This is a genomic window from Myxococcales bacterium (assembly GCA_016717005.1).
Lineage (GTDB): Bacteria > Myxococcota_A > Polyangia > Haliangiales > Haliangiaceae > UBA2376.
In genome coordinates, this window is record JADJUF010000001.1 from 1,121,241 (window position 1) to 1,145,570 (window position 24,330).

The window sequence follows — 24,330 nt, forward strand, 5'->3', positions numbered from 1 at the left end:
TCAGAACGCCTCGCCGACGCTGAGGTGGAACGTCCAGCGCTCGCCGGGGCGCGGCTCCCCGGCGCCGGTGCGCGTGAGGCGGTAGGCGACGTCGAGGCGCACCGCGCCGATCAACGTCGGCAGCCGCAGCCCCAGCCCGGCCGCCCAGTGCAGGTGGTCGAGGGCGATCGCGGCCCAGTCGTCGGGGACGTCACCGCCGTCGAGGAAGGCCACGCCGGCGAGGTCGTAGGGCAGCCGCGGCAGCGGGAACCGCAGCTCGCCCGAGACCTCGAGCAGCCCGGTGCCGCCGTACGGGACCTGCGCGGAGCCGACCCCGGCGAACGGCGCCAGCTGCCGCTCGGGCAGGCCGCGGTAGCCGTTGGCGCCGCCGCCGAAGAACCGCCGCGTCACCGGGCCGTCGCCGGTCAGCACGCCGGCCCGGACCCGCGCCGCCGCGGTCACCGACCCGAGGCTGACGTAGCCGCGCAGGTCGGGGATCAGCCGCAGGTACGTCAGCGCGCCGCCCGCGGCGACCGTGCCCTCCTCCGCGCGCACCTCGAGATAGGCCCCGCGCCTCGGCGCCAGGCGATCGTCGCGCAGGTCGACGACCACGCTCTGGTCGAACGCCCCGATCCGATCGACCCCGTCGAGCCCGAGCCGCGCGATCAGCGCGTCGTCGAGCACCGCCGCCAGGTTGGTGTACGCGGTCAGGCCGAGCTGCCACCCCACCGATGCCTGGACGACGTCGGCGTAGCTGGGCGAGCGCACGCTCAGGCGCGCGCGCGGGCCGTAGCTGGCGTAGGCCTCGACCTCCAGGTACGAGAACCCGCCCTCGATCGCGCCGCTGTAGCGCGGGCGGATCAGATCGAGGCGATCGAGCGTCGCCACGGCGTCGACCCGAGGTGACCGGGTCCGATCGTCGCGGTGGATCACCAGCGCGGGCCGCAGCTCGAGCCGGGTCGTCGTGAGCGGCCACGGCCACGCCGCCACCCCGTACTGCGCCAGCCCGCGCAGCTCGAGCGCGAGCGGGTTGAGCCCGACGCCGCCGCCGAGGCGCAGATCGTGGCGCGGGGCCTCGGCCACGGTGATCGTGACGTCGACCACGTCGTCCTCGTCGCGATCGGGCTCGACCCGCACCAGCGCGAACCGCCCGAGGCCGTACAGCGCCGTGCGGGTGGTCTCGAGCGCCGCCGGCCGGTAGGGCTCGCCGGGCGCGAACTCGACCCGGGCCGCGACCGCCTCCTCGAGCCCCGCCGGCACGTCCCGGAGCTCGACCTGGCCGAAGTGCGCCAGGGGGCCGAGCGTGACCGTGAGCCGGATCACCGCCTCGGCGCGCGCGCGATCGGCCAGCACGACGCCGTCGACCTTGGCGCGCGCGTAGCCCGCGGCCCGCAGGACCTCCGGCAGCCGCGGCGTCGCCTCGTCGTAGGCCGTGTAGTCGAACGGCGCGCCGTCGGCCAGCGGCACCTGCGCCCGCAGCGCCGCGGCCGACACCCGGGCGTCGGGCGGCAGGCCGACGACGTCGACGCGGACCAGCCGGGCCCGCGCGCCCTCGACGACGGTGAAGGTGACGTCAGCCCGCGTCGCGGTGGTCGTGACCGTCGACGTCACCGAGGCGGCGAAGAACCCGCGGCGCACGTAGTAGCTGGCGATCCGGCGCTCGTCCTGGGCCACCAAGAAGCGCCCGAACGGCTGCCCCTGGTCGCGCGCGTAGATCAGCCCGAGGCCGCCGAGCACGTCGCCGCGATCGACCGATCGGGCGTCGACCAGCTCGACCTGGCCGATCGCCCGGCCGGTCTTCGGCACCATCCGCGCGTGCCCGCCGCAGCCGGCGACCGCGACCGCGACCACCAGGCCGGCCCACGGGCGGCGCAGCCGACGCGGACCGGGGAGCGTCGGGCGAGCCATGGTCCTGGTACGACCGACCCGCGCGAGTGGCCATTCAAAAAGGCCACGCCGGAGGTCAGCAGTCAGCGGGGCTCGCCTGGCTCGTCACCGTCGGTCACGTCGGCGATGACGTCCCGGACCGGCTCGGTCGCGCGCCGCCACAGCCGCCGCAGCCGCGACACCGCCGCGGCGCGGGGCTCCGGGCTCGGGGCCGGCGCGTCGGCGACCGGCTCGCGATCGCGCTCGCGGGCCCGCTCGGCGCGCTTGATGCGGACCGCGGCCTTGACGTCGGGGTCGACGCCGGTGAACCGCTCGCTGTTGGGGATGAACCGGATCTCGGTCTTCACCTCGAGCGACAAGGTCGTCAGCATCTTGGCGATCTCGTCGGACAGGTTCACGTGGGTCAGGAACTCGCGCACCTCGCGCGCCACGACCTCGAGCACCTTCTCCTTGGTGCTGTCGGCGGCGTCGCCCAGGTAGCCCGCCACGCTCGGGACGTTGAGCTCCTTGCTCAGGCGCCGCAGGCTGTCCTCGGTCGAGAACACCGCGCCCATCCCGGCGGTGAAGGTCCGCCGCACCAGGTCGGGCACGAGCGTCTCGAGGCGCTGCCGCAACGACTCCGACAGCCCGTCCTTGTCGCCGTGTGGGCCGGTCGGATCGTCGGCTTCGTCGGTGGCCATGCCTCCTGCGTACCGCCACCCCGACCCGCGCGCAAGCACGCCCGCGTGTTACGCTGCCCTCGTGGACGCGGCCCGGCGCACCTCGCTCACGGACGCCGCCGAGGATTCGAGCGATTATCCGGCGGTGGCGGCGGCGCGTCCGCCCGGGGCGCCGCTGCGCGAGGGCCGCCCGCCGCGCCGGGCGCCCGGTCCTCAAGGCCTACTGACCACGTTCCGGGTGATCCACAGCTACCTGTGGCTGCGGTTCTGGGCCCGGTGGCGCTCCGACGAGTGGGTCGATCGCCGCCTGCGCGCCGCGCACCTGCGCAACGCCCGACGGATCGAGCGACCATTCTGCGAACTCCAGGGCCTGTTCATCAAGGTCGGACAGGTCATCTCGATCATGACCAACTTCTGCCGGAGGAGTTCCGGGCGCCAGCTCGAGGGGCTGCAGGACCACGTCCCGCCGCGGCCCTACCCGACATCGCCGCGCGCATCCGCGAGGAGCTCGCCGGCGAGCCTGACGCGGTTCGCGTCGTTCGACCGCACGCCGGTGGCGTCGGCGTCGATCGGCCAGGTCCACCGCGCCACCCTGAAGGACGGGCTCGCGGTCGCGGTCAAGGTCCAGTACCCCGACATCGACGAGATCGTGCGCAGCGACCTGCGCACGCTCCGTCGGATCTTCCGGATCGTGCAGTGGTTCGTGCCGTACCAGGGCCTCGACGACGTCTACCGCGAGATCCGCGCGATCGTGCTGGCCGAGCTCGACTTCCGCGCCGAGGCCGACAACGGCGATCGGATCGCCGCCAACTTCACCGATCGCCGCGACGTCGCGTTCCCGCGGGTCGTGCGCGAGCGCTCGACGGCGCGCGTGCTGACCACCCGCTTCGAGGCCGGCGTCAAGATCCTCGAGGCCGCCGGCGTCAAGGCGATGGGCTCGACCGCCGCGGCGTGGCCCGGCAGGTGGTCGAGGTCTACTCGCCAGCAGATTCACCGACGGCGCCTACCACGCCGACCCGCACCCCGGGAACCTGCTCGTCCGGCCGCGCGCCGACGGCGAGGGCGCCGAGCTGGTGTTCCTGGACTTCGGCGCGGTCGCGACGATCCGCCCGGAGTTCCGGCAGGGCATCGTCGAGCTGATCCAGGGCGGCCTGACCCGCGACACACCCACGGATCGTCCGAGCGATGCGGCAGATGGGCTTCGTGGCTCGCGGCGCTGACGACCGCGTGTTCGAGCAGGTCATCGAGTACTTCCACGATCGCTTCAGCGAGAGCATCTCGCCTGACACGCTCAACCTGAAGGATCTGAAGGTCGACCTCGAGAAGACGCTCGAGAAGAGCCTCGAGAGCCTGGCCGACTCCGGCAAGATGGACATCTCGTTGCGCGAGCTGTCCGGAGAGCTTCCACGTGCCCAAGGAGGCGATCGTCCTCGAGCGTACGTTGCTGCTGCTCACCGGCCCGTGCACCGGAGCTCGACCCGACGCTCAACCTGATGGCGGTGATCCGGGCCGTACCTCGAGCGGTTCGTGCTCGGCGACAGCGACTGGTCGGCCGCGCTGATGGACACCAGCCGCGACGTCAGCGATGAGCGTGGCGTCGCCGCCCGGCGAGCTGCGCCGGTTCCTGCGCCAGGCCCACGCCGGCGACCTGCGCCTGCGGGTGTCGAACCTCGACACCTCGAGCCAGCTCCCGTACCGGCTCGGCCACCAGGGCATCTTCGCCGCGGTCGGCATCGCCGGCGCCGCGTTCGCGCTGGTGCTCGAGGGCCGCGGCGAGCTGGCGCGCGCCGACTGGGGCTGGTGGACCGCGCGCATCGCCGGGGTGATGCTGGCGTGGTCGTGGTGACCTCGCGCGCGCTCTTGCGGCGGAAGCGGACATGATCGTCGTCGCCGCCCCCGGGTTCGAGTGGACGCCGCCGAGGCCCTGCGGTTGTCGCTCGACGCGGCCGCGTGCTCGAGCCTGGTCCGGCAGTTCCCCGACGGCGAGTGCTACGTGCGGCTCGACGGCGACGTCGCCGGGCGCGAGGTCGTCGTGGTGGGTGGCCTCGATCGCCCGGCCGAGCGGCTGCCGCCGACGCTGTTCCTGGCCGCGACCGCGAAGGACCTGGGCGCGCGCGGGTCGGCCTGGTCGCGCCGTACCTGTCGTTCATGCGCCAGGACAGCCGGTTCCACGCCGGCGAGGGCCTGACCTCGGCCTACTTCGCCCGGCTGTCTGTCGAACGCCTTCGACTGGCTGTGCACCGTCGACCCGCACCTGCACTGGTGGTCGTCGCTCGACGCGATTCACCGCATCCCGACCCACGTCGTCCACGCCGCGCCCGCGATCGCCGCGTGGATCAGCGCCCACGTCGACGCGCCGGTGCTGATCGGCCCCGACGCCGAGAGCGAGCAGCGGGTGGCCGCGGTCGCCCGCGAGCTGGGCGCGCCGTTCGTGGTGCTCGAGGGAGACCCGCACCGGCGACCGCGACGTGCGCGTGTCGACGCCCGACCTCGACGGCCACCGCGACCGCACGCCGGTCGTGATCGACGACATCATCTCGACCGGGCGCACGATGATCGAGACGTTGCTCCACCTGCGCGCGCTCGCACGCGCGAGGCGGTGGCGCGTCGGCGTTCACGCGGTCGCGGCCGATCGCGCCCACGACGATCTGCTCGCCGCCGGCGCCGCCCGCGTCGTCACCTGCGACACGATCGCCCACCCGTCGAACTGGATCGCGGTCGGCCCGCTCCTGGCCGACGGCGTCCGGCACTGCTCGCGCACTGACGACGGCGCCGGCGCGGACGCGCGGACGGACGCGCCGTCGATGGACGCGCGCGCCGGGCCGGTCGTCACCCCGCCATCAGCGCGACCGCGGCGCGCAGCGCCCGGGCGGCGCCCCACAGCGCGGCGGCGTTGCGGGCCGGCGTCGGCCTGCTCCTGGACGTCCGCGGCCTGGTCGAGCTCGTCGGCGTGGGCCGCGATCGTCGCCGCCAGCGCGGCGTGGCCCGCGGTCGGCGCCGCGACCTCAGCTCGGGCGCGCCGAACTCGAAGCACGCGAGCAAGCAGCCGCGGGCGTACGCGGTGATCACCGCCGGGCCAGGCCGGGCCCGCGCCAGCGCCAGCAAGGTCCGCAGCAGCCGGGCCGCGCGCTCGTCGTTCCAGGTCCGGATCCGATGGCACAGCGCCCGCTGCGCCGCGCGAGGTCGGGGCCGAGCCCGAGCTCGTCCTCGGCGCCCGCGATCGCCGTGACCCGCGCGTCGGCCACGCGCGCGCGCCGCTCGTGCGCGGCGGCGGCGACGTCGGCCGCGGCCAGCGCCGCCGCGACCACGCGGTCGACCTGCGCGTCCGCGACCACGCGCAGGTCGGCCACGACCACGCTGCTCGTACACGCGCGCCGGGTCGCCCCGTGCTCGATCGTCGTGCGCCTCGACCAGCGCGTCGCCGACGACCAGGTGGCGCGTCACCCACAGGTCGTCTCATCGCTGAACGTGCGCCCGTGGAACCAGCGCGCGACCGTGCCGCCCGGCTCGATCAGCGCGAACGACTCGTCGCGCCGCGCCAGGATCAGCCTCGCCCGCGCGCCATCCCCGCATCCCGGCAGTGTACGCCGCGGCCGCCCGCGACGCCCCGCGGCGTCCTGACGATGCCCACCGCACCCGAGCGCCGCGCGCGATGCCGAGCCCGGCGAGGTCGCCCGGACGGACGTGGCGACTCATGCTGTCGAGCGCCGAGCTCCGCGCAGCCGGGCCCACTGGCGTCGTCCGATCTTCGTCCGGTTTTTCGGACAGATGGCCGAGCACCGGACGCGGCCGGACAGTGGTCGCAGTCAGATCGCGGGGATGGCGCTGGCAGGCCGCTGCTCATGGGCTGGCGCGATGTCGCTGCCCCGCCCGGTCCGGCCCGGAAGGTTCCTGATGGTGAACCGGCGCTGCGTGCAGCGTCAGTTCCTGTTGCGGCCGGGCCCCGAGACCAACCAGACGTACCTGTACTGCCTGGCGGTCGCGGTCGAACGCTTCGGCCTCGAGATGATCTTGCCGTCGGTGATGTCGAACCACCACCACGACGTCACGTACGACCGCCACGGCTGTGAGGTCGAGTTCCGCGCGTACTTCCACATGCTGGTCGCGCGAGCGATGAACGCGCTCCTCGGCCGGGCGGAGAACTTCTGGTCGGCCGAGGCGCCGTGCACCGTCGAGCTGGTCGATCCCGCCGACGTCATGGACAAGCTGGTCTACGCCGCGACCAACCCCGTCAAGGACGGCCTGGTCGAGCGGGTCCACCACTGGCCCGGCGTCAACGGCCTCGGCGCGCTGCTCGGCGGCCGCACGCTCACGGTCCACCGGCCGCGGCATTTCTTCAGCGCGGACGGCGACCCGCCCGAGGTCGTGACCCTCACGCTCACGATCCCGCCCGAGCTCCGGCGACCCCGACGCGGTCCGCCGCGAGCTGCGCGAGCGCGTCGCCGCCGTCGAGGAGGCGGCCGCCGCCGAGCGCCGGCGCACCGGCGCCCGCGGCCTCGGCCGCCGCGCCGTCCTCCGCCAGTCGTGGCGCGACAGCCCCGACACGCCCGCGCCGCGCCACCGCCTGCGCCCCCTGGTCGCCGCGCGCAACACCGCACACCGCGTCGCCGCGTTGAAGGCCATCCGCGCCTTCCGCGCGGCCTACCGCGACGCTCGCCTCCGCTGGCGCCCCGGCCTCCCCACCATCTTCCCCGCCGGCACCTACTGGCTCGCGCGCTTCGCGCCGATCACCGTCGCCGCCGCCTGACCCCAGCCCCGCGCAGTCCACCAGCGCGTGCACCCCGCACGCGCCGTCGCGGCGTGGCCGCCGCCGATCGCGCGCTCTCCGCCCGCCCGCAGCCCGCCCCGCCGCGCCGCCACGCCCGCCCAGGCGGCCCGCCTGGCCACCTCTTGCCGCCCTACCCCCGGTCCGGAGGCGCCCGGCAACCCGCCGTCGCCGCGCCGCCACGCCCCCCGGCGGGCCGCCACGCCTCTTACCGCACGACCCCGGTCCGAGCCGCCCGGTCCGGAGCCACACCCTACCCCGGTCCGGGCCACACGGTCCGGGCCACACCTACCCCGGTCCGGAGCCCACGGTCCGGAGCCACCCCTACCCCCGGTCCGGAGCCACCCCCGGTCCGGAGCCACACCCTACCCCCGGTCCGGAGCCACCCCCGGTCCGGAGCCGCACAGGCTCTCCGTCCCTGGCTCTATTCGACGAGCCTTGACTGCTTAGCTAGGCTAGCTAGACTCGCTTCGTGAAGATCGTCAACATGCACGAGGCCAAGTCGACGCTGTCGCAGCTCGTCGAGCAGGTGGAGCGCGGCGAAGAGATCGTGCTGGCGCGGGCCGGGACCCCGGTGGCCCGCCTGGTGCCGCTGCGTCCGTCGTCCCGCGCGTGCTGGGCCGGTGGCGCGGCCAGGTCCGGATGGCCGACGACTTCGACGCCCCGCTGCCCGACGACGAGCTCGCGGCCTGGACCGGCGCGTGATCCTGCTGCTCGATACCCACGCGCTGATCTGGGCGCTCGAGGACAGCCCGCGGCTGTCGCCGACCGCCCGCGCCGCGATCGTCGATGCCAAGAACACCGTGCTCGCCAGCGCCGCCTCGGGCTGGGAGATCGGGATCAAGCGCGGGCTCGGCCGCCTCGACACCCCGACGATCTCGAGGCGGCGATCGACGCGGCCGGCTGGCAAGCGCATGATCACGTTCGCCGACGCCCTCCGCGTCGCCGCCCTGCCACCGCACCACCGCGATCCGTTCGACCGCATGCTGGTGGCCCAGGCGCTCGAAGACGGGGTCCCGCTCGTCAGCTGCGATCCGCTGGTCGCCCGCTATCCGATCCAGATCGTCTGGTGACTGTCGCCGCGGTCAGGCGTGCGCCCGGCCCGGTGCGGCCGGCTCGAACCGCAGCCGACCCAGCCGGCCGCACCGCCTCACCGCGAACATCGCCCGCCGAGACTGTGTTCGTCGGTCTTGCGCGCTGACTTGGGTTACGTTCGGCGCAGCGCCCATGGAGCCGACATCCAATTCCGACGAGTGGCAAGGCATCGACCCCTGGGAAGCCAAGGCGCACGGCGACGCGTGCGCAGCGGACGGGAAGCTCGCGAAGGCTTCGCAGTGGTACATGCGCGCGCTCGATCTGGCGGCGCCGGGTCCGGATCGCGAGTGCCTGGGCGTGCTTCGGCACGCGATGGGCGATCTGCACTCGCGCCTCGGCAACGTCGCCGCCGCGCGCGAATGGTACGAGCTGGCGATGCTCGTCACGGGGCGCCAGCCCACCGTCGGCATGGCCAACAGCACGCACATGGCGGCGGTGTGCCGCTTCGGGCAGCGCGAGTTTGCCGAAGCGTTCGAGTGGTTCGAGCGCGCGGCGAACATGAAGCTCCACCTCGTCGGGGAACCGGTCGACTTCGAGAACGTCGGCGTGAGCCTCCACATGGCCGGCTTCGCCCAGGCCCGCCTCGGCGATCTCGACGGGGCGCAGGCGTGGCGCGCGCGCGCCGCCGCCGCGAAGGAGCAGGGCGACGCCGCGGGGCGCATCGACTCGACGAGCCTCGGCATGACGTTCCATCTGTCGGGGGATCTCTTCTTCGCGCAGCAGAAATACGAAGAGGCGATCGCGCAGCTCGAACGCGCCGCCGCCAGCAAGGAGCGCGGCAACGTCGATGGCAAGATCGACTGGTCCAACGTGGCGATGAGCTACGAGCTCGCAGGCTTCGCCCATCTGCGGCGGCGCGACTTCGCCGCGGGCCTGCCGTGCTTCGAGCGCGCCGTTGATGCGGTCGAGAAGGGTGACCTCTTCGCGCGTGTCGATGAGCTCGCGGTCGGCCGCGGGCTGCGGTTCGTCGGCATGTGTCGCGCCGAGGGCGGCGACAACGAGGGCGCGCTCCTGCCCCTCACGCGCGCGTCCGACATCTACACGCGCGGCGTTCAGGAGGGCAAGCTCGAGCGAGACGAGCTCGACGCGGTCCTCACGCAACTGATCGAGTGCTGCCCGCGCGGCGGCGCCCACGATCGCGACCGCCGTCCCGCCTGCCTACCCCCGCCGTCCCGCCGGCCGACGAGCCCTCGGGCTCGGCTCGGGTCGAAGTCCCTCCGGTTCCGCGCAAGGCCGGTTCGAGCTCGTTCCAGAGGACCGACGCTCAGCAGCGGCGGTGTCCCGCCCGCGCCGCGGTCGGTCCTCCGCCCCCGGCAGGAATCGTCGGGTTGAGAGGACCACTCGAACCGGCGCTGGACGAGCTGAAGCCCGGCGCGCGCACCTCCGCCGCCCACCTCCGGCCCGGCGGCTCGGTACGCCGCTCGGCTGCTCCCAGCCTTCAGGGACAGCTGGAGCCGACGTTCACCCCGCAGGCCCGCAGCGCGAGGACCGTCGGATCCGGACACGCGTAGGGGTTGAGCTGGGTGCGCAGGTCCGTGAGGTAGCACGCGCCCGCGAGCGGGCTGAGATCGGTGATCTCGTTCTCCACGACGAACACCTGACGCAACGTCGGCTGGCCGGCGAGGAGCGTGATGTCGCTGATGGCCTGCCGGTCGACCGACAGGACCTGCAGCGCGGTCATCGAGGCGAGCGGCGCGAGGTCGGTGATGAAGCCCGTCGCCTTGCTGCGGGCGTTCACCCGCACCCGCGTGGCGCCGGTCGCGCTCGCCAGCGGCCCCAGGTCCGCGATGCCGGCGTTGCCGTCGAGGTAGACGTCGCGCAGCTGCGTCGCCCCCGCCAGCGGCCCCAGGTCTGTCAGCTCGTTGTTCGTGAAGTAGATGTTCGCCAGCTGCGCCTTGCCCGCGAGCGCGGACAGATCGCTGACGCTCTGATGCTCGGCCGAGACGACCTGGAGGTTCGTCATGCCGGCCAGCGGCGACAGATCCGTGACGTAGCCGGTCGCCTTGCTCCGCGCCGCGAAGCGCACCCGCGTGGCGCCGGTCGCGCTCGCCAGCGGCCCCAGGTCCGCGATGCCGGCGTTGCCGTCGAGGTAGACGTCGCGCAGCTGCGTCGCCCCGCCAGCGGCCCCAGGTCTGTCAGCTCGTTGTTCGTGAAGTAGATGTTCGCCAGCTGCGCCTTGCCCGCGAGCGCGGACAGATCGCTGACGCTCTGATGCTCGGCCGAGACGACCTGGAGGTTCGTCATGCCGGCCAGCGGCGACAGATCCGTGACGTAGCCGGTCGCCTTGCTCCGCGCCGCGAAGCGCCCGCGTGGCGCCGGTCGCGCTCGCCAGCGGCCCCAGGTCCGCGATGCCGGCGTTGCCGTCGAGGTAGACGTCGCGCAGCTGCGTCGCCCCCGCCAGCGGCCCCAGATCCGTCAGCTCGGTGTTGGTCAGGTAGACGTTGACGAGGTTGGTCGCGCACGCGAGCCCCTCGAGGCTCGTGATGCCGAGCGACGGCGCGTTCAGGACCGTGAGTCCGGCGAGGTCGGGGCCGCGCAGCTCACCGGACGGCAGCCCCAGGGCGGTGCGCACCACCGCCTCGAGCGCCGGATCCGCGAACGCCACCGGCCCCGCGCATGGATCGACCACGTCGTCGATGGCCCCCTCCTCGATGCGGAACTTGATCGGCAGCGTCCGACCGTCGAGCAGCGGGATGAACTCTGCCGTGTTGACGTTGCGGAGCTGCCGGCCGCTGTCCACGACATCGACGTCAGCGAACCCGAGCAGCTGCGCCTCCGCAAAGACCATGATCCGGTAGTTCGTGTCGGACCGGAGCTCAGAGTCGGTGGTGTGCCAGTTGACGTGGTACGCCTCCGCGGCGAGGTCGACGCTGAGTGTCCCCGCCGGTGCCGCCCACCAGATCGTACGCGGCGACCGTGCCCACGCAGGCGCCCCCGCGTCGAGCTCGCAGATCTCGACGGTGGGTGCGAGATCCGGGTCGAAGACGCCGCTCACGGTCGGCGCGGGCACGAGGGACGGCAAGAAGTAGAAGTGCTCGTTGAGCCCCCCGTGAGCCGCGTCATCGATGACGGCCTGCGCGGTGGCACCGACGGGCGGGACGGTCGCATCGAGGCCGCAGGCCGCGACGAGGGTGACGATCGAGGCGATCTGCACGAGTTGTGTCTTCATGTCTCCGGCTTCCTGGTGAAGTCGTTGATAAGGCCCCGGCCCCAGCCCCCCCCCCGCCACTGCGGACCATTGTACCTCGGCCGTACGCCCCATCGGCCACGATCTGGCCGCTGCGCGCCCCGATCGATTTGTCCTCAAAGGGTTACGTTCCCTACGGGACGATCTTGAGCCCCGCCGGCGCGCACACCTCCGCCGCCCACCTCCGGCCCGGCGGCTCGGTGCGGCGCAGTCCGACCCACCACGCGCTGGACCGCGCGGCCGTCACGCGCGTGGGCGGCTGACGCCGAACAGCGCCTTGGCGCGCTTCCAGTCGACGCCGAGGGCGCCGGACCAGCCACCGAACGGCAAGATGATGTCCGATCGAGGGCCGCTCCGGACGCGCTTGCTCGCGGCCCACAGCTCGGTCTGGGTCACCAGGCGATCCCAGGACGGAGTGATGACCTCGTTCGGGAGCACGCCCACGTCGGCCAAGGCCGCGAGGATGCCGTACCGCTGGTACTTGTCGCTCGTCGGGATCACCCTGCCCGCGGCGAGGAGCTTCTCGAGCTGGCCCGGCGTGCAGTCGGCCGGCGCGCGCGGCGGTGGCGAGGACTTCCTTCAGGACGGCGCGATCGGCCCTGGTGGGCGCCGGTCGCGGGCCGCGCGCGAAGTCCTCGAGGTCCGCGACGTAGCCGTCGTGGCCTTCGTTCCACACGTGGCCGAGGTGCGAGCGCAGCGCTTGCTCGGTGAAGTCGACGCGAGCCGTGCGTTCGAAGCCGCAGGTCCGGCAGTGCGCGTAGCCGGGCGTCGGGTCGGCCGCGTGACGCTTCAGATGGCGCGCGTGCGCGTAGCTGAGCAGCGGCTGGCGCCCGCGCACCCAGCTCCCGCCGACACCGGCGATGAACGCGCTGGTGACGTCCTCAGGCTTCAGCTCGGCCGCGGCGGCCAGCAAGCGCGCGACGGCCGCGTCGTGGGTGAGCGTCGTCGCGGCGCGGGGCGGATAGCCCTCGGCCGTGCATGCGGCCTTGTCGGCCGCGGTCAGCGGTCCGAGCTTCTTCAGCGCGCCCTTGCCGTACCCATAGTGACGAGTCAGCCGGTCGCGCGTCTCGGGCGTCATCATGCGAGACTACCGCGGACGTTCAGCCGCATGACGCATGCGCGCCCGGTTCACGGATCGTCTGCAGCCCCCCCCCGGCCCGGCGCCCCCGTCGAGGCATCCGAGGACAACTCGAACCCGCGCCGAACGATCCGGGCCGCCTCAGCTGGAGACCCCGGCGCATGCCGGGGGAGGAGCTCAGCGCAGGCCCCTCCCGATCGTCCCGCTCAGTCCGGGATCGTGCCGGGGTCGGTGACGTCGACCGACCACTGGAAGTTGTCGAGCGCGACCAGCGAGTCGAGGACGTGGTCGCTGGTGTCCCAGATCGCCAGGCGCAGCGTGATGATCTCGCCGCCGACGACGTTGCCGCTGGTCTGCAGCCAGCCGGTGGCGCCGCCCTGGAGGCTGTTGCCGTCGCAGTCGCCGGGCGACGCCGAGTCGAGGCCGGTGCCCGCGAGCTGGCCGGTCCCGGCGCAGGTGTTGATCGTGCCGGGCGTCGAGGCGAACGCGCAGCCGGTGCTGCCGTTGACGCACTGGGTGAACAGGCCGGTGTCGCCGTAGCCGAGGTTCACGCCGACCGGATAGATCTGCATGGTCGTCGGCTGGCGGTAGAACGCCAGGTTCTTGTCGGTCGGGTTGGCCGGCGTGCCGGCCCAGGTCGAGTCGAGCAGCGCGACGAAGAAGTCGTTGTACGGGCTGCAGACGTACTCCGGGAACTCCGCCGAGAAGAAGTTGGACGCGAACGAGAACGACTTGGCGTTCGACGGCACGCGGATCCGCAGCGTCAACATGACCGAGTCCTCGGCCATCGACAGCGCGTTGACCGCCGGGCAGCCCGGCGCGTTGGGCAACATGCCGCCGTTGGCGGCCAGCCAGTCGGCCGGGAACGGCGCCGAGGTCAGGTGGTTCGACGACAGCTCGAAGTCGACGTGGGCCGGGCTGCTCTGCCCGACCGCGGCCGCGGCGCCGCTCGACAGGAGCGCCATGCCCAGGCCGCCGCCCTGGGGCAGCGTGCCCGGGCCGAAGTTGGGGCGGATCGAGTGGCCGACGGCGTTGGGCGTGCCCGCGCCGTTCGCCAGCGACAGGGTCGCGCTGATGACACCCCAGCGGCGCGAGGCCTCGGTCGCGCTGGTGCACAGGTCGATCGCGCGCGCGTAGTCGACCGCGTCGAGCGAGTTCGACGGCAGGCCCATGTCACACACGCTCACGGTGTTGTCGATGTTGCCGTCGCAGTCGTCGTCGACGTCGTTGCCGGCGGCGTCGAACGCGCCCGGGTTGACGAGCTCGGGGCGGGTGCAGCCGGACTCGTCGTCGCAGCAGTCGCCGTCACAGGTCGTGAAGCCGTCGCCGTCGAGATCGACGTTCTCGTCGGGCTGGCCGGTGCAGTCCTCGTCGATGCCGTTGCCGCACACCTCCTCGGTCGGCAGCACCTGGCCCTGGCACAGGCTCCACTGGTGGTTCGGCAGGCAGCTCCGGGTGCCGCCGCGGGCACGGCCCGACGCCCTCGGTCGCCGGGACGCCGTCGTAGCAGGGCATGGTCTGGCCGGGCGAGCAGTCACTCGAGCAGGTGCCGCGCTGGCAGGTCTCGGTGCCCGCGCAGGTGGTGCCGCACTCGCCGCAGTTGAGCGGGTCGTTGTCCAGGTCGGCGCCGGGGCAGTCGGCGTTGCCAGCAGGCGAGCCGGGGCCACAGGCGACGAACAGGAGGACGGCGAAAGCGGACGATCCAGCGCATGAGGACTCCTTCGCGAATCAGGCGAATGATCCGGCGACTCTCCAACGGATCGCCAACCGGCACAAGCGCAGAATCCCGGGGGACCGCAACCTCGGTGCGATCGGTCGGCCAGTTGTGGGCCGCGGCGGTGGCCCACCGGCGCCCGCCAGTGCCAAGCTCCGAGACCTATGGCGATGACCACGACCCCCACGGGCCTCCAGTACGAAGACACCCGCGCCGGCACCGGCGCCTCGCCGACCGGCGGCCAGACCTGCGTGATGCACTACACCGGCTGGCTCTGGGTCGATGGCGCCAAGGGCGCCAAGTTCGACAGCTCGCACGATCGCGCGCAGCCGTTCTCGTTCCCGATCGGGCGCGGCCGCGTCATCAAGGGCTGGGACGAGGCGTCGCGTCGATGCAGGTCGGCGGGGCCCGGACCCTGCTCATCCCGCCGGACCTGGGCTACGGCAGCCGCGGCGCCGGTGGCGTGATCCCCGCCCGGCGCGACGCTCCTGTTCGAGGTCGAGCTGCTCGAGGTCCGGCTGACGCGGCGGCGGGCGCGACTCGTCCGGCCGTGCTAGTTTGAGGTCCAGATGCGCGCGGGTTCGATCGCTCTCGCCGTCGGAAGCGCGGTCGTCGCGCTCGGCGGGCTGTACCTGCTGATCGAGCTGCGCGCCGGTCCCTCGACGGCCCCCGCCGCGGCGGCCCTGGCCAAGCGCGCCGCGGCGTGCCGGCCCGACGATCGAGCGCGAGCCGACGTCGGCCGGCGGGGCAAGCGCCCCCGACCGCCCCGCCGGCGGGAACACCAGGCCGCCCACGCCGTGGCAACGCGGCGACGCAGCGGGCCCGATGCGGCCAAGCTCGACGGGGACCCTGCCGCCGCAAGGTCGCCAGCGACCAGGCGATGTCGGTCGAGACCGCGGATCACCTGCTCGAGGCCAACAAGCTCTACGACCGCGGCGACTACGACGGCGCCCGCACCCCGCGGTCAGCTGCTCGGCGACGCGCCCGGCAACGTGCGGCTGCTGCGGGTCGTGGTGTCGTCGTCGTGCATCGTGGGCGACGGCGACACCGCCAACCAGTACGCCGGGCAGCTGCCCGAGCCCGATCGCGTGCAGATGGTCGATCGCTGCGCCAAGTTCCAGATCGCCCTCAAGCGCAGGCGCGATTGTGTCGACGCCCGGTAGCACGGCCGCGCAAAGCGGTTACAGTCCGCGCCCGAAAGGATCCGTCCGCATGACTCAGAGCCTGGTTGAACGTATCGGCGTCGCGCCGCACCGCGAGAAGGTCATCGAGGACTGCTGCGGCCTCGTCGACGCCCAGGTCAAGGCCAAGAGCGGCTTCTCGGGCATCGCCATCAAGGGCGTCTACGCGACGGTCAAGACCTTCAAGCGCGGCTTCGTGCCGTCGGTCGTCAACGCGATGCTCGACGAGTGGCTCGGCAAGCTGCAGCCCTACCACGACAAGTGGGCCGGCGCCGACGGCGGCTTCGCGCAGTTCCTGATCGCCCGCTCGGACGACGTCGCCGAGGACCTCCTGCTGGTCACCGACGCCCGCGCCAAGAAGAGCGAGCACGGCACCGTCAAGAAGCTCTACGAGAAGAACCGCGCCTCGGCCAAGAAGAACGTCGTCGAGGCCGTGCCCGAGCTGGCGCGCCTGATCGAGAAGCACGTGGCCGCGTCCGACTCGGCCGCCGCAGCCCCCGCCGCGGACGCCAAGCCCGCCGCGGACGCCAAGCCGACCGCGTAGCGCGGAGGGGATCCGGAAGCCGCATCCGGAATCGGAAGCGGGGACCGGACGCAGCGTCAGAACCGGCGGCGGGAGCCGGCGCTACTGCTCGAGCAGGTGCACCATGAGGTATCCCTCGGCGGTGCGGCGGGGTCCGGGCGCGCCCGACATCTGGCGGAAGTCCGCGGCGAGCTGGCGCCGGTTGTACGAGCGGTACAGCGCCACCGGGTCGATCTCGCGCGAGTGCTCGAGCTCGTCGATGTGTCGCCCCAGCACCCTCGAGGCCCACGCGGCGCTGACGGCGGTCTTGCCCTCCTCGCGCATGCGGCTCCGCAGCGTGCCCAGCTCTTCCCAGGTCATGTTGAACAGGAACTCCTCGAACGCCGCGGTCTCCGGCACCGACATGCCGTCGCGCGCGAAGAACTCGAGGACCTCGGGTGAGCAGTCCTCGCACACCAGCCGGAAGGTCTCGGTCGCGCCGACCAGGCAGCCGAAGTCGCTCGTGATCCGGTTGCGCGCGTGCCACGCCGACTCGAGGATGGGCGCGAAGTCGTCGATCTCGAGCGTCGAGTCGTCCCAGATCGAGATGAGCTGATCCGCGCAGCGGCGCTTGCAGATGTCGCTGAGGTCGGGCTTGCGCAGGAGCGCGAGGAACAGGTCCTCGCACAGCAGCGTGTAGATCGACTGCGCCAGCTCCTCGTTGAGATCGTGGATCAGCCGGGCCTCGTCGACGGCGCCGTCGGACGAGCTGTTCGCCGCGGCCGCCGTGGCCTTGATGAAGGCGCGCAGGAAGTTGATCTTGGTCAAGAGCGCCGTGCGCGACAGCGTCGCCTTGAGCGGCATCATCAGCTCGCCCGAGAGGCCGTCGAGCGTGGTCAGGTGCTCGATCAGGTCGACTCGTCGCGGGCCTCGCCGCCCATCGAGGTCGGCGCGCGCGCAGCGGCCGCGAGCTCTCGAGCAGCGCGTTGGTCTGGCGCAGCTGATCGATGAGGTCGCGCAGGATCTGGGCGTCCGCGGGGGCCCGGGCCGCGACCACGCGCAGCGCCTGATCGACCACCTCGACCTCGTGGCGGTCCAGGAGATGGACCGCGACGACTTCGGCCGACTGCAACATCGGGGTCAAGCTACCACCGATATGCGGCGCTGCCGAGAGGACATGACCGCCACCGGCCGCGACCGTCGCCATCTGGGTCACGACGCGGCCCCGCCGGGCCGCCTCCCGGCGCTTGAGCAAGAACCGGACCGCGGCGGCGACGAGGATCAGCACGACCAGGGCCGCGATCACCAGGTCGACCCGCTTGGCCTTCTTGGCCACCGACTCCCCAGTTCGCGCCGATCTGGTACCCGAGCACCATCAGGCCCCCGCCCCACAAGGTCGAGCCGAGGAACGTCTGGAACATGAACAGCGACAGGCGCATCCGGGCGATGCCCGCGGGGATCGAGATCAGGTGGCGGACCACCGGCAGGAACCGGGCGATGAGCACGGTCCAGGCCCCGTGGCGGGCGAAGAACTGCTCGGTCTTCTCGATGTCCGCGGGGCGGACGAACACGTACTTGCCCCACTTGAGCAGCAGCGGCTTGCCGCCGGCCGCGCCGATCCAGTACGAGATCAGCGACCCCGTCATGGCGGCGGCCGAGTTGACCGCGAGGATCGCCGGCAGGGAGAACTTGCCCTGGCTGGCCATGTAGCCCGCGAACGGCATCACCAGCAGCGACGGCACCGGCACCATCGTGCTCTCGAGCACGATCAGCAGGAACAGGCCCGGGTAGCCGACGTCGGCGATGAAGTTCTGCATCCAGTGGGCGATGGAGTCGAGCACGGGCCGGCGTTATTGCTCGGTCGCCAGGCGATGCAACCGCGGGACGCATGTGACCGGGTCGGCGTGCCCACATGGCCCCACCAGCGACGCCGCGCCGGGTCGCCGCCGCATCGTGTATCGTGGTCGCAATGGGGGCCCACGTGCGATCTCTTGCTGTCCTTGCGCTCGCGACCGTCGCCCTCGGCGGCTGCTTCCTGTTCAACAGCGACGACAGCGGCAAGACCGGCCCCGATGGCGGCGCCGGCTCGGCGTGCCAGGCCGCCGACGAGTGCAGCGCCGGCCTCGTGTGCGCCGCCGACGTCTGCATCAACCCCGGCACCGTCGGCATCGGCGGCAGCTGCTCGGCCAGCCGTGACTGCGCGACCGGCCTGCAGTGCGCCCTCAACGGGGTCTGCGCCCCGGCCGGCGGCGGCACCGTCGGCAGCGCGTGCGCCTCGGGCGCCGACTGCCGGAGCGAGCTCCGGTGCGAGCTCGACGGGCTCGGCGGCACCTGCCAGATGGCGGGCGCCGGCGACGTCGGCGCGAGCTGCGCCAGCGGCGCCGACTGCCTCGCTGGGCTGGCCTGCACCGCCGGCGGGATGTGCGATCGCGCCAGCGAGGCGTTCCCGCCGTTCCCGGGCGTCACCTGCGGCGCCGACGAGAGCCCGTTCCGCGGCTACTTCGAGATCCCGCGCCCGAGCCGGCGCCTGGCGGACTTCTACCGGCTGCCGTTCCCCAACGACGCGCGGATCAAGGCCGACGGCACGCTCGACCTGTCGGACTTCCCGCGCCCGGGCCAGACCGTCCTCGGGGTCGATCTGGTCGATCTCTACGCCGACGCGGCCGAGGCCGACTTCGCCGGGTTCGCGTCGATCTCGGTGGCGTCGTTCCGGTTCTCGTCGCCGCTCGACTTCAGCACGGTCGCCGACGGCGCCGCGGTGTTCCTGGTCGACATCACCACGCCCGGCGCGCCGGGCTTCGGCGCCAACCGCGGCCGCGAGTTCGGCTACGACCCGGGCCGCGGCAAGTTCGCGTGCCAGAACCGCTTCACGCTCGGCAACCGCACCACCGACGCGCTCGAGCCCGGCCACACCTACGCGGCCTGGATCTCGACCGCGGCCCGCTCCGCCACCGGCGCGGGGCCGACCCAGGACGCGGATCTGATCGCGATGCTCGCGGCGACGCCGCCGACCGATCCCGACCTGATGCGGGCCTGGGACCAGTACGCGAAGTTCCGCGCGTACCTCGCGGCCGACAGCCGCGCGGCCGACACGGTCGCGACCGTCGCGATGTTCACGGTGGCCGACGCCAGCGCCCAGGCCCGCGCGCTCGCCGCGCAGGTCGCCGCGCGCGCGGCGCCCGCCGTCACCGATCTCACGCTGTGCGACGGCGCGACCCCCGTCGCCGTGCGCGCCCGCCGACGATCCCACCCGCGCCTGCGGCGACTCGAGCGGCGGCTTCTGGGAGCTCCAGGGTCGGCTGGCGGTGCCGAACTACCAGTCCGGCACCCTGCCCTACGAGCGCCCGGTCGACGGCGGCGCGATCGCGGTCGACGGCGCCGGCGCGCCGATGGTCCAGGGCGAGCTGCCGGTGTGCTTCGCGATGACGATCCCCAAGGGCATGATGCCGAGCGGCGGCTGGCCGGTCGTGGTCTACGCCCACGGCACCGGCGGCAACTACCGCTCGGCCATCGGCAACGGCATCGCCGAGCGCCTGGCCGGCGCGTCGACGCCGATGGCGACGTTCACGTTCGACGGCGTCGCCCACGGCGAGCGCCGCGGCACCTCGGCCCGGACCCCCGACAGCCTGATGTTCAACATCGTCAACCCGCGGGCGGCGCGCGACAACCACCTGCAGGGTGCGGTCGACGTCATGACCGCGCTGCGCCTCGGCGACGTGACCGGGCTGACCGCGCCGATGGTGGGCCCGTTCCAGCTCGACCCGGCGCGCACGTACTTCTTCGGCCACTCGCAGGGCAGCAACGTCGGCATCCCGGCGCTCGCGGTCAGCGACCGCGCCCCGGCGGCGATCTTCTCGGGCGCCGGCTCGGTGCTGATCGAGGGCATCCTCGGCAAGAAGCAGCCGGTCGACGCGCGCGCCGGCCTCGAGTTCCTGCTGGGCGAGCCGCTCGGCGGCGGTCACCCGGTGATGACGATCTGGCAGCTGTTCTTCGACAAGATCGACCCGGTGAACTACGCGTCGATGCTGATCCGGCGCCCGCCGCCGGGCGTCGCGTCGAAGCACGTGTGGATGTCGTGGGGCAAGGGCGACAGCTACTCGCCCGAGGCCACGCTGACCGCGACCGCCCACGCCGCGGGGCTGCAGGTCGCGGCGCCGGTGGTGACGCCGATCGCCCTGGCGACCGACGCGCGTCCGATCACGCCGAACCGGGTCGCCGGCGACGGGCCGACGCGGTTCGGGGCGGTGTTCCAGTACGACCTCGCCGGCGCCGCCGACGGGCACTTCGTCACGACCGAGAGCGCCGCGGCGCTGGCCGACTGGGAGGCGTTCCTGACCTCGACCGCGGCCACCGGCACGCCGACGGTGCCCTGACACCGTCCCGGCACGGGCGCCTGGTAACGTGCCCGCGATGACCGCCACCCCGCCGGGCGCCGCCCCGGAAGCACCCGCGTCCTGGCGCTCCCGCATCTTCGCGATCTCGTGGCTGTCGTACTTCTCGTACTACTTCACGCGCACCAACTTCTCGGTCGCCAAGAAGGACATCAGCCGAGAGTTCGGGTTCGACAAGGTCGAGCTCGGCTGGATCGACACCGCCAGCCTGGGGATGTACTGCCTCGGGCAGTTCGTCCACGGCGTCGTCGGTGAGGTGCTGGGGCCGCGCCGGCTGATCGCGCTGGGCATGCTGACGTCGGCGGCGCTGTCGGTCGCGTTCGGCACCCAGAGCCTGCTCGGCGTGCTGATCCTGATCTGGGGCCTCAACGGCTTCGTCCAGGCCACCGGCTGGCCCGGCAACGGCAAGCTGCTGGCGTCGTGGTTCGACACCCGCCGGCGCGGCGAGATGATGGGCGTGTGGTCGACCTGCTACCAGGCCGGCGGCGTGGCCGCCAAGCTGGTCGCGATCCAGTTCCTGGTCCGGTTCGGCTGGCGCTGGACGTTCTTCGGCCCGGCGCTGTGGGTCGCGGTGGTCGGCGGCGCGGTGTTCCTGCTGGTGCGCGATCGCCCGAGCGACGTCGGCTTCGCCGATCCCGAGCTGCCGCCGATGGCGGGGACCACGCGCACCGAGGAGCTGGCGGTGCTGCGGCGCGCCGCCCGGGCCGAGGTGCTGCGCACAACCCGGATCTGGTTCATGAACGCCAACTACTTCTGCCTGAAGCTCATGCGCTACGCGTTCCTGTACTGGCTGCCGTTCTACCTGGCGGAGGGCTACCACTACTCGAGCGAGAAGGCCGGGTACGTGTCGATCGCGTTCGACGCCGGCGGCATCCCGTTCGTGATCCTGCTCGGCATCGTCGCGGACCGCGTGCTGGGCCGGCGCCGGATCCTGACCGCGGCGCTGTCGTGCGTGGCGCTGTGCGGCGCGTTCGCGCTGTACCGCGAGATCGGCCACAGCGGCGTGGCCTGGAACATCCTCGGCCTGGCGTTGATCGGCGGCGCGCTGTTCGGCGCCGACGCGCTGGTGTCGGGCTCGGCGTCGCAGGACGTCGGCGGCTCGCACGCGTCGGCGCTGGCGTGCGGCCTGGTCAACGGCATCGGCTCGCTCGGCGGCATCGCCCAGACGTTCGTGCTGGTGTTCGTCACCGAGCGCTGGGGCTGGGACGGGCTGTTCAAGCTGTTCATGGTCCTGTCGCTCGTGGGCGCGGCGCTGCTGGCGCCGTTCTGGCGGGTGCGCCCGACGCTGGCGCCGACCCCGACGACGTGAGCGGTCGCCGGAGCCGGAGGCCGGAGGCCGGAGTCGGAGCCGGAGCCGGAGCCGGCGTCGGAGCCGGAGACCGGAGCCGGAGCCAGAGCCGGAGCCGGAGCCGGAGCCGGAGGCCGGAGCCGGAGCCGGCGCCGGAGCCGGGAGCCGGAGGCCGGAGCCGGAGCCGGAGCCGGAGGCCGGAGCCGGAGCCGGCGTCGGAGCCGGAGACCGGAGCCGGAGCCGGAGCCGGAGCCGGAGTCGGAACCGGCGCCGGAGCCGGAACCGGCGTCGGAGCCGGAGCCGGCGCCGGGATCCCGCTCGCTCACACCGCGGACTCACGAGCTCTGCGCGCGGCGTGAGAGGCGCGGGTCCGCGGCGCGCTACAGGCCCTTGGCCTCGCGGATCAGCCGCTCGTACGCCTCGCCCATCGCCTGGGCCACCTCGCCCAGCGCGGCCGCGGCTGGCGCCAACGATCCGAGCGGGGCGATCGCGAACACCAGGCTGACCACGCGCTGGCGCACGGTCACCGGGATCAGCACCACCGGCGCCGGGCCGATCGCCTCGAACAGCTTGAGGAACCGCGACTGGGCCAGGTTGCCCGGCGGCGGCGCCCCGATCAGCGTGCGCTGCTCGTCGTGGACCGTGGCGAACATCGACGGCGGCGCCAGCGGCAACAGCATCCCCGCCAGCGCCGCCTCGGTGGCGTTGCCGCCGAACCCGCGGTGCCCCACCGCGAGCCCCTCGCGCACGATCAGGACGACCGCGCCGCGCCAGGCGCCGCGCGCGAACGCGATCGCCAGGTCGGCCACCTGATCGCGCTCGCCGGCCTCGGCCAGGGCCACGCACGTCGCCGCCTTGCTCGGCGCGGGCCGCGGCACCGGCGGCGGCACCGGCGGCGGCGTCGCCCGCGGCGCAACGGGCGCAGCCACCGGCGGCGGGGTCGTCGGCAACAGCCCGCCGGCCCGCGCCGAGGAGAGCTGGGTCTGCGAGGCGTCGCGGTGGACCCGGCCGTCGTCGAGGTCGACCAGGTTGAAGGCCGGCGCCGAGGGCTCGTCGAAGTTCACGTCGATCGCCGCGTCGACGTCGGCGACGCCGTCGGGCACGGCCGCGGCGGCCGCGGCGGCGTACGCGAGCGCGATCTCGCGGCTGATCACCACCTCGCACGCCACCGCCGGGATCACCGGCACCCCGGTCACCCGGGCCACCTCGGCGATGTTGGCGGGGGTGGGATCGCGGAAGCAGACCACCAGCGACATGCCCTGGGCGCCGCGCGACCAGGCCACGGGCACCGCGCCGATCCCCACCGCCAGGGCGCCCGGGAGCACGCTCACCAGGGCGGGATCGCGCTGGCTCAGGTGGCGCTCGAGGGCCGCCGGCACGCCCCGCTGCCGGGCCAGGCCCCGGGCGATGTCGTCGGCCTCGACCAGGCCGGCCTCGACCAGGATCGCGCCGAGCCGCCGCCCGTGCTGGCGCTGGTGGGTCAGCGCCGCATCGACCGCCGCCGGGTCGACCCAGCCGGCCGCCACCAGGATCTCACCCAGCCGCACGACCACCTCCCGCAACAGACGCGCACGCGACCGCTTGACAGCGACCGCGGGCAGCGGTAAGGAACACGCCGTCTTCGGGGATGAACCGAAGCAAGTTGGGGATATAGCTCAGCTGGGAGAGCGCATGAATGGCATTCATGAGGTCAGGGGTTCGATCCCCCTTATCTCCACCAACTCGCGAGGGAGCTTCGGCTCCCTCGCTGCGTTTCGGGGTGTGTTGAGCGAGTAGCGCCATCGCGTCCGAGGTCGTGGGGCGAGGGTTGGCCAAAGGTCGGGCGAACGGGGGAACGGGGCGACGCTCAGGGGCGATCGCGCGGCGGCACGTCGTCTGGGTGCATGTACTCGGCGAGATCGTCGTCGTCGTCCTCGACCGCGCCGAACTGGATGCCGCCGGGGCGCGGCGGTCGTGCCGGCTCGCGCGGCGCGGGCGCGGCGTCACCCTCGCGCTCCGCGGCGGTCGGCTCGACCGGCGGACGCCACACCGGCGCCGCCCGGGTCGGGGCCGGCGGTCGCCAGGTCCTCGACGAGACGGTGCCGTCGTCGTCGTCGCCGCCGCCGCGGGTCGAGGCCGGCGGTCGCCAGGTCCTTGACGAGACGGTGCCGGCACCGTCGTCCTCCCCGCGCGCGGGCCGCCCCGCCGGGGCGCGCGCCGGGGCGTCGTCGCGGTCGTAGCGGGGCCCGCGTCGGGTCGGCGTCCAGGCCGGCGGCGCCTCGTCGCCGTCGAGGGCCGCCACCGCGTCGGCGACGGCTGGCTGCTCGAGCAGCTCGGGGAACTGCCCGGCCTCGAGCAGCTCGAGCACGGCCTGGCCGAGGTCGGCCAGGGCGTCGCCGCGCGCGCGATCGCGGCGGACCTCCTCGAGGCGAGCCCGGCCCTCGCGCGCGCCGCGCTCGAGCACGTCGCGCACGACGCCGGCCTGCGCGAGCGTCGACCGGACCAGCGTCCCGAGCGTCCCGAGGGTCCCTTGCGGGCCGCGCTCGTCGGGACCAGCGCGGCGCGGGCGTCGTGACCTTGCCATCGCCCGATTATCCGCGCTGGCGCGGCTGGCGCCAAGGGGCT

The 24,330-nt window shown here is 73.4% G+C and carries 24 protein-coding genes, 1 tRNA gene and 2 pseudogenes; 13 read left to right on the forward strand and 14 right to left on the reverse strand.

The genetic code is table 11. The features are described from left to right. Both IPL61_04710 and IPL61_04715 read right to left on the reverse strand, forming a co-directional pair. Entirely contained in the window at window positions 1–1,887 is a 1,887-nt protein-coding gene (locus tag IPL61_04710) for a BamA/TamA family outer membrane protein (protein ID MBK9030632.1), read from the reverse strand. Window positions 1,888–1,949: 62 nt separating this feature from the next. After that, entirely contained in the window at window positions 1,950–2,546 is a 597-nt protein-coding gene (locus tag IPL61_04715) for a hypothetical protein (GenBank protein ID MBK9030633.1), read from the reverse strand. Window positions 2,547–2,607: 61 nt separating this feature from the next. On the opposite strand from IPL61_04715, the gene IPL61_04720 reads away from it, so the two are divergent. From IPL61_04720 to IPL61_04735, 4 genes are all read left to right on the forward strand, one after another. After that, window positions 2,608–3,825 carry an AarF/ABC1/UbiB kinase family protein gene (locus tag IPL61_04720; GenBank protein ID MBK9030634.1) on the forward strand — a complete coding sequence of 406 codons (1,218 nt, stop codon included), beginning with the start codon at window positions 2,608–2,610 and terminating at the stop codon, window positions 3,823–3,825. Window positions 3,826–4,110: 285 nt separating this feature from the next. After that, complete coding sequence (locus IPL61_04725) at window positions 4,111–4,371, forward strand: hypothetical protein (GenBank protein ID MBK9030635.1); 261 nt, start codon at window positions 4,111–4,113, stop codon at window positions 4,369–4,371. An 84-nt stretch (window positions 4,372–4,455) separates the two neighbouring features. Beyond that, window positions 4,456–4,713 (forward strand): hypothetical protein, encoded by a 258-nt coding sequence (locus IPL61_04730; protein MBK9030636.1) that lies wholly within the window; start codon window positions 4,456–4,458, stop codon window positions 4,711–4,713. Window positions 4,714–4,999: 286 nt separating this feature from the next. Beyond that, complete coding sequence (locus IPL61_04735; protein ID MBK9030637.1) at window positions 5,000–5,590, forward strand: hypothetical protein; 591 nt, start codon at window positions 5,000–5,002, stop codon at window positions 5,588–5,590. Here the strand turns inward: IPL61_04735 and IPL61_04740 are convergent, their stop codons facing one another. The 3 genes from IPL61_04740 to IPL61_04750 form a co-directional block, all read right to left on the reverse strand. Then, window positions 5,591–5,881 carry a hypothetical protein gene (locus tag IPL61_04740; protein MBK9030638.1) on the reverse strand — a complete coding sequence of 97 codons (291 nt, stop codon included), beginning with the start codon at window positions 5,879–5,881 and terminating at the stop codon, window positions 5,591–5,593. A gap of 484 nt (window positions 5,882–6,365) precedes the next feature. After that, entirely contained in the window at window positions 6,366–6,845 is a 480-nt protein-coding gene (locus IPL61_04745) for a hypothetical protein (GenBank protein MBK9030639.1), read from the reverse strand. Between the two features lie 58 nt (window positions 6,846–6,903). Beyond that, window positions 6,904–7,305 carry a hypothetical protein gene (locus IPL61_04750; protein MBK9030640.1) on the reverse strand — a complete coding sequence of 134 codons (402 nt, stop codon included), beginning with the start codon at window positions 7,303–7,305 and terminating at the stop codon, window positions 6,904–6,906. A gap of 472 nt (window positions 7,306–7,777) precedes the next feature. On the opposite strand from IPL61_04750, the pseudogene IPL61_04755 reads away from it, so the two are divergent. From IPL61_04755 to IPL61_04765, 3 genes and pseudogenes are all read left to right on the forward strand, one after another. Beyond that, window positions 7,778–7,995 (forward strand): annotated as a pseudogene (locus tag IPL61_04755) (type II toxin-antitoxin system prevent-host-death family antitoxin). Then, a complete protein-coding gene (locus tag IPL61_04760; GenBank protein ID MBK9030641.1) occupies window positions 7,992–8,363 on the forward strand; it encodes a type II toxin-antitoxin system VapC family toxin in 372 nt (123 codons plus the stop codon). The pseudogene IPL61_04755 and the gene IPL61_04760 overlap by 4 nt, the downstream one beginning before the upstream one ends. A 154-nt stretch (window positions 8,364–8,517) precedes the next feature. After that, the gene (locus IPL61_04765) at window positions 8,518–9,717 is read left to right on the forward strand and encodes a tetratricopeptide repeat protein (protein ID MBK9030642.1); all 1,200 of its coding nucleotides are present in this window, start codon (window positions 8,518–8,520) and stop codon (window positions 9,715–9,717) included. A 106-nt stretch (window positions 9,718–9,823) separates the two neighbouring features. Here the strand turns inward: IPL61_04765 and IPL61_04770 are convergent, their stop codons facing one another. The 3 genes from IPL61_04770 to IPL61_04780 form a co-directional block, all read right to left on the reverse strand. Then, window positions 9,824–11,614 (reverse strand): hypothetical protein, encoded by a 1,791-nt coding sequence (locus IPL61_04770; GenBank protein ID MBK9030643.1) that lies wholly within the window; start codon window positions 11,612–11,614, stop codon window positions 9,824–9,826. A 91-nt stretch (window positions 11,615–11,705) separates the two neighbouring features. Continuing rightward, window positions 11,706–12,653: a hypothetical protein gene (locus tag IPL61_04775; protein MBK9030644.1), complete on the reverse strand. Its 948-nt coding sequence runs from the start codon at window positions 12,651–12,653 to the stop codon at window positions 11,706–11,708. A gap of 203 nt (window positions 12,654–12,856) precedes the next feature. Further along, window positions 12,857–14,059, reverse strand: coding sequence for a choice-of-anchor L domain-containing protein (locus IPL61_04780; GenBank protein ID MBK9030645.1), 1,203 nt, complete (start codon window positions 14,057–14,059; stop codon window positions 12,857–12,859). Window positions 14,060–14,534: 475 nt separating this feature from the next. Here IPL61_04780 and IPL61_04785 point away from each other — a divergent pair. From IPL61_04785 to IPL61_04795, 3 genes and pseudogenes are all read left to right on the forward strand, one after another. After that, window positions 14,535–14,921 (forward strand): annotated as a pseudogene (locus IPL61_04785) (FKBP-type peptidyl-prolyl cis-trans isomerase). A gap of 435 nt (window positions 14,922–15,356) precedes the next feature. Continuing rightward, on the forward strand, window positions 15,357–15,527 hold the full coding sequence (locus tag IPL61_04790; GenBank protein ID MBK9030646.1) for a hypothetical protein: 171 nt from the start codon (window positions 15,357–15,359) through the stop codon (window positions 15,525–15,527). A gap of 49 nt (window positions 15,528–15,576) precedes the next feature. Then, on the forward strand, window positions 15,577–16,089 hold the full coding sequence (locus IPL61_04795) for a hypothetical protein (GenBank protein ID MBK9030647.1): 513 nt from the start codon (window positions 15,577–15,579) through the stop codon (window positions 16,087–16,089). A gap of 81 nt (window positions 16,090–16,170) precedes the next feature. Here the strand turns inward: IPL61_04795 and IPL61_04800 are convergent, their stop codons facing one another. From IPL61_04800 to IPL61_04815, 4 genes are all read right to left on the reverse strand, one after another. Continuing rightward, window positions 16,171–16,914, reverse strand: a complete 744-nt coding sequence (locus tag IPL61_04800; protein ID MBK9030648.1) for a hypothetical protein — start codon at window positions 16,912–16,914, stop codon at window positions 16,171–16,173. A gap of 278 nt (window positions 16,915–17,192) precedes the next feature. Continuing rightward, the gene (locus tag IPL61_04805; GenBank protein ID MBK9030649.1) at window positions 17,193–17,888 is read right to left on the reverse strand and encodes a DedA family protein; all 696 of its coding nucleotides are present in this window, start codon (window positions 17,886–17,888) and stop codon (window positions 17,193–17,195) included. Window positions 17,889–18,696: 808 nt separating this feature from the next. Beyond that, window positions 18,697–18,855 carry a hypothetical protein gene (locus IPL61_04810; GenBank protein MBK9030650.1) on the reverse strand — a complete coding sequence of 53 codons (159 nt, stop codon included), beginning with the start codon at window positions 18,853–18,855 and terminating at the stop codon, window positions 18,697–18,699. Between the two features lie 105 nt (window positions 18,856–18,960). After that, window positions 18,961–19,236 (reverse strand): hypothetical protein, encoded by a 276-nt coding sequence (locus IPL61_04815; GenBank protein MBK9030651.1) that lies wholly within the window; start codon window positions 19,234–19,236, stop codon window positions 18,961–18,963. 116 nt (window positions 19,237–19,352) lie between these two features. On the opposite strand from IPL61_04815, the gene IPL61_04820 reads away from it, so the two are divergent. Together IPL61_04820 and IPL61_04825 are read left to right on the forward strand one after the other, a co-directional pair. Next, window positions 19,353–20,420 carry a hypothetical protein gene (locus IPL61_04820; GenBank protein MBK9030652.1) on the forward strand — a complete coding sequence of 356 codons (1,068 nt, stop codon included), beginning with the start codon at window positions 19,353–19,355 and terminating at the stop codon, window positions 20,418–20,420. 37 nt (window positions 20,421–20,457) lie between these two features. Beyond that, window positions 20,458–21,747, forward strand: coding sequence for an MFS transporter (locus IPL61_04825; protein ID MBK9030653.1), 1,290 nt, complete (start codon window positions 20,458–20,460; stop codon window positions 21,745–21,747). A 359-nt stretch (window positions 21,748–22,106) separates the two neighbouring features. Here IPL61_04825 and IPL61_04830 read toward each other — a convergent pair whose 3' ends face one another. Then, window positions 22,107–23,279: a hypothetical protein gene (locus IPL61_04830; protein ID MBK9030654.1), complete on the reverse strand. Its 1,173-nt coding sequence runs from the start codon at window positions 23,277–23,279 to the stop codon at window positions 22,107–22,109. 91 nt (window positions 23,280–23,370) lie between these two features. Between IPL61_04830 and IPL61_04835 the strand changes: the two genes are divergently transcribed. Continuing rightward, window positions 23,371–23,446: transfer RNA gene (locus IPL61_04835), tRNA-Ala, on the forward strand. A gap of 126 nt (window positions 23,447–23,572) precedes the next feature. Here the strand turns inward: IPL61_04835 and IPL61_04840 are convergent. Then, entirely contained in the window at window positions 23,573–24,289 is a 717-nt protein-coding gene (locus IPL61_04840) for a hypothetical protein (GenBank protein ID MBK9030655.1), read from the reverse strand. Window positions 24,290–24,330: the final 41 nt, after the last annotated feature.

What these genes read in the sequence shown, in the direction of transcription:
- IPL61_04795 (MBK9030647.1), top strand. Translation starts at nt 15,577, where the DNA reads ATGACTCAGAGCCTGGTTGAACGTATCGGCGTCGCGCCGCACCGCGAG.
- IPL61_04725 (MBK9030635.1), top strand. Translation starts at nt 4,111, where the DNA reads ATGAGCGTGGCGTCGCCGCCCGGCGAGCTGCGCCGGTTCCTGCGCCAG.
- IPL61_04800 (MBK9030648.1), bottom strand. Translation starts at nt 16,914, where the DNA reads ATGATGCCGCTCAAGGCGACGCTGTCGCGCACGGCGCTCTTGACCAAG.
- IPL61_04715 (MBK9030633.1), bottom strand. Translation starts at nt 2,546, where the DNA reads ATGGCCACCGACGAAGCCGACGATCCGACCGGCCCACACGGCGACAAG.
- IPL61_04710 (MBK9030632.1), bottom strand. Translation starts at nt 1,887, where the DNA reads ATGGCTCGCCCGACGCTCCCCGGTCCGCGTCGGCTGCGCCGCCCGTGG.
- IPL61_04765 (MBK9030642.1), top strand. Translation starts at nt 8,518, where the DNA reads ATGGAGCCGACATCCAATTCCGACGAGTGGCAAGGCATCGACCCCTGG.
- IPL61_04840 (MBK9030655.1), bottom strand. Translation starts at nt 24,289, where the DNA reads ATGGCAAGGTCACGACGCCCGCGCCGCGCTGGTCCCGACGAGCGCGGC.
- IPL61_04775 (MBK9030644.1), bottom strand. Translation starts at nt 12,653, where the DNA reads ATGATGACGCCCGAGACGCGCGACCGGCTGACTCGTCACTATGGGTAC.
- IPL61_04825 (MBK9030653.1), top strand. Translation starts at nt 20,458, where the DNA reads ATGACCGCCACCCCGCCGGGCGCCGCCCCGGAAGCACCCGCGTCCTGG.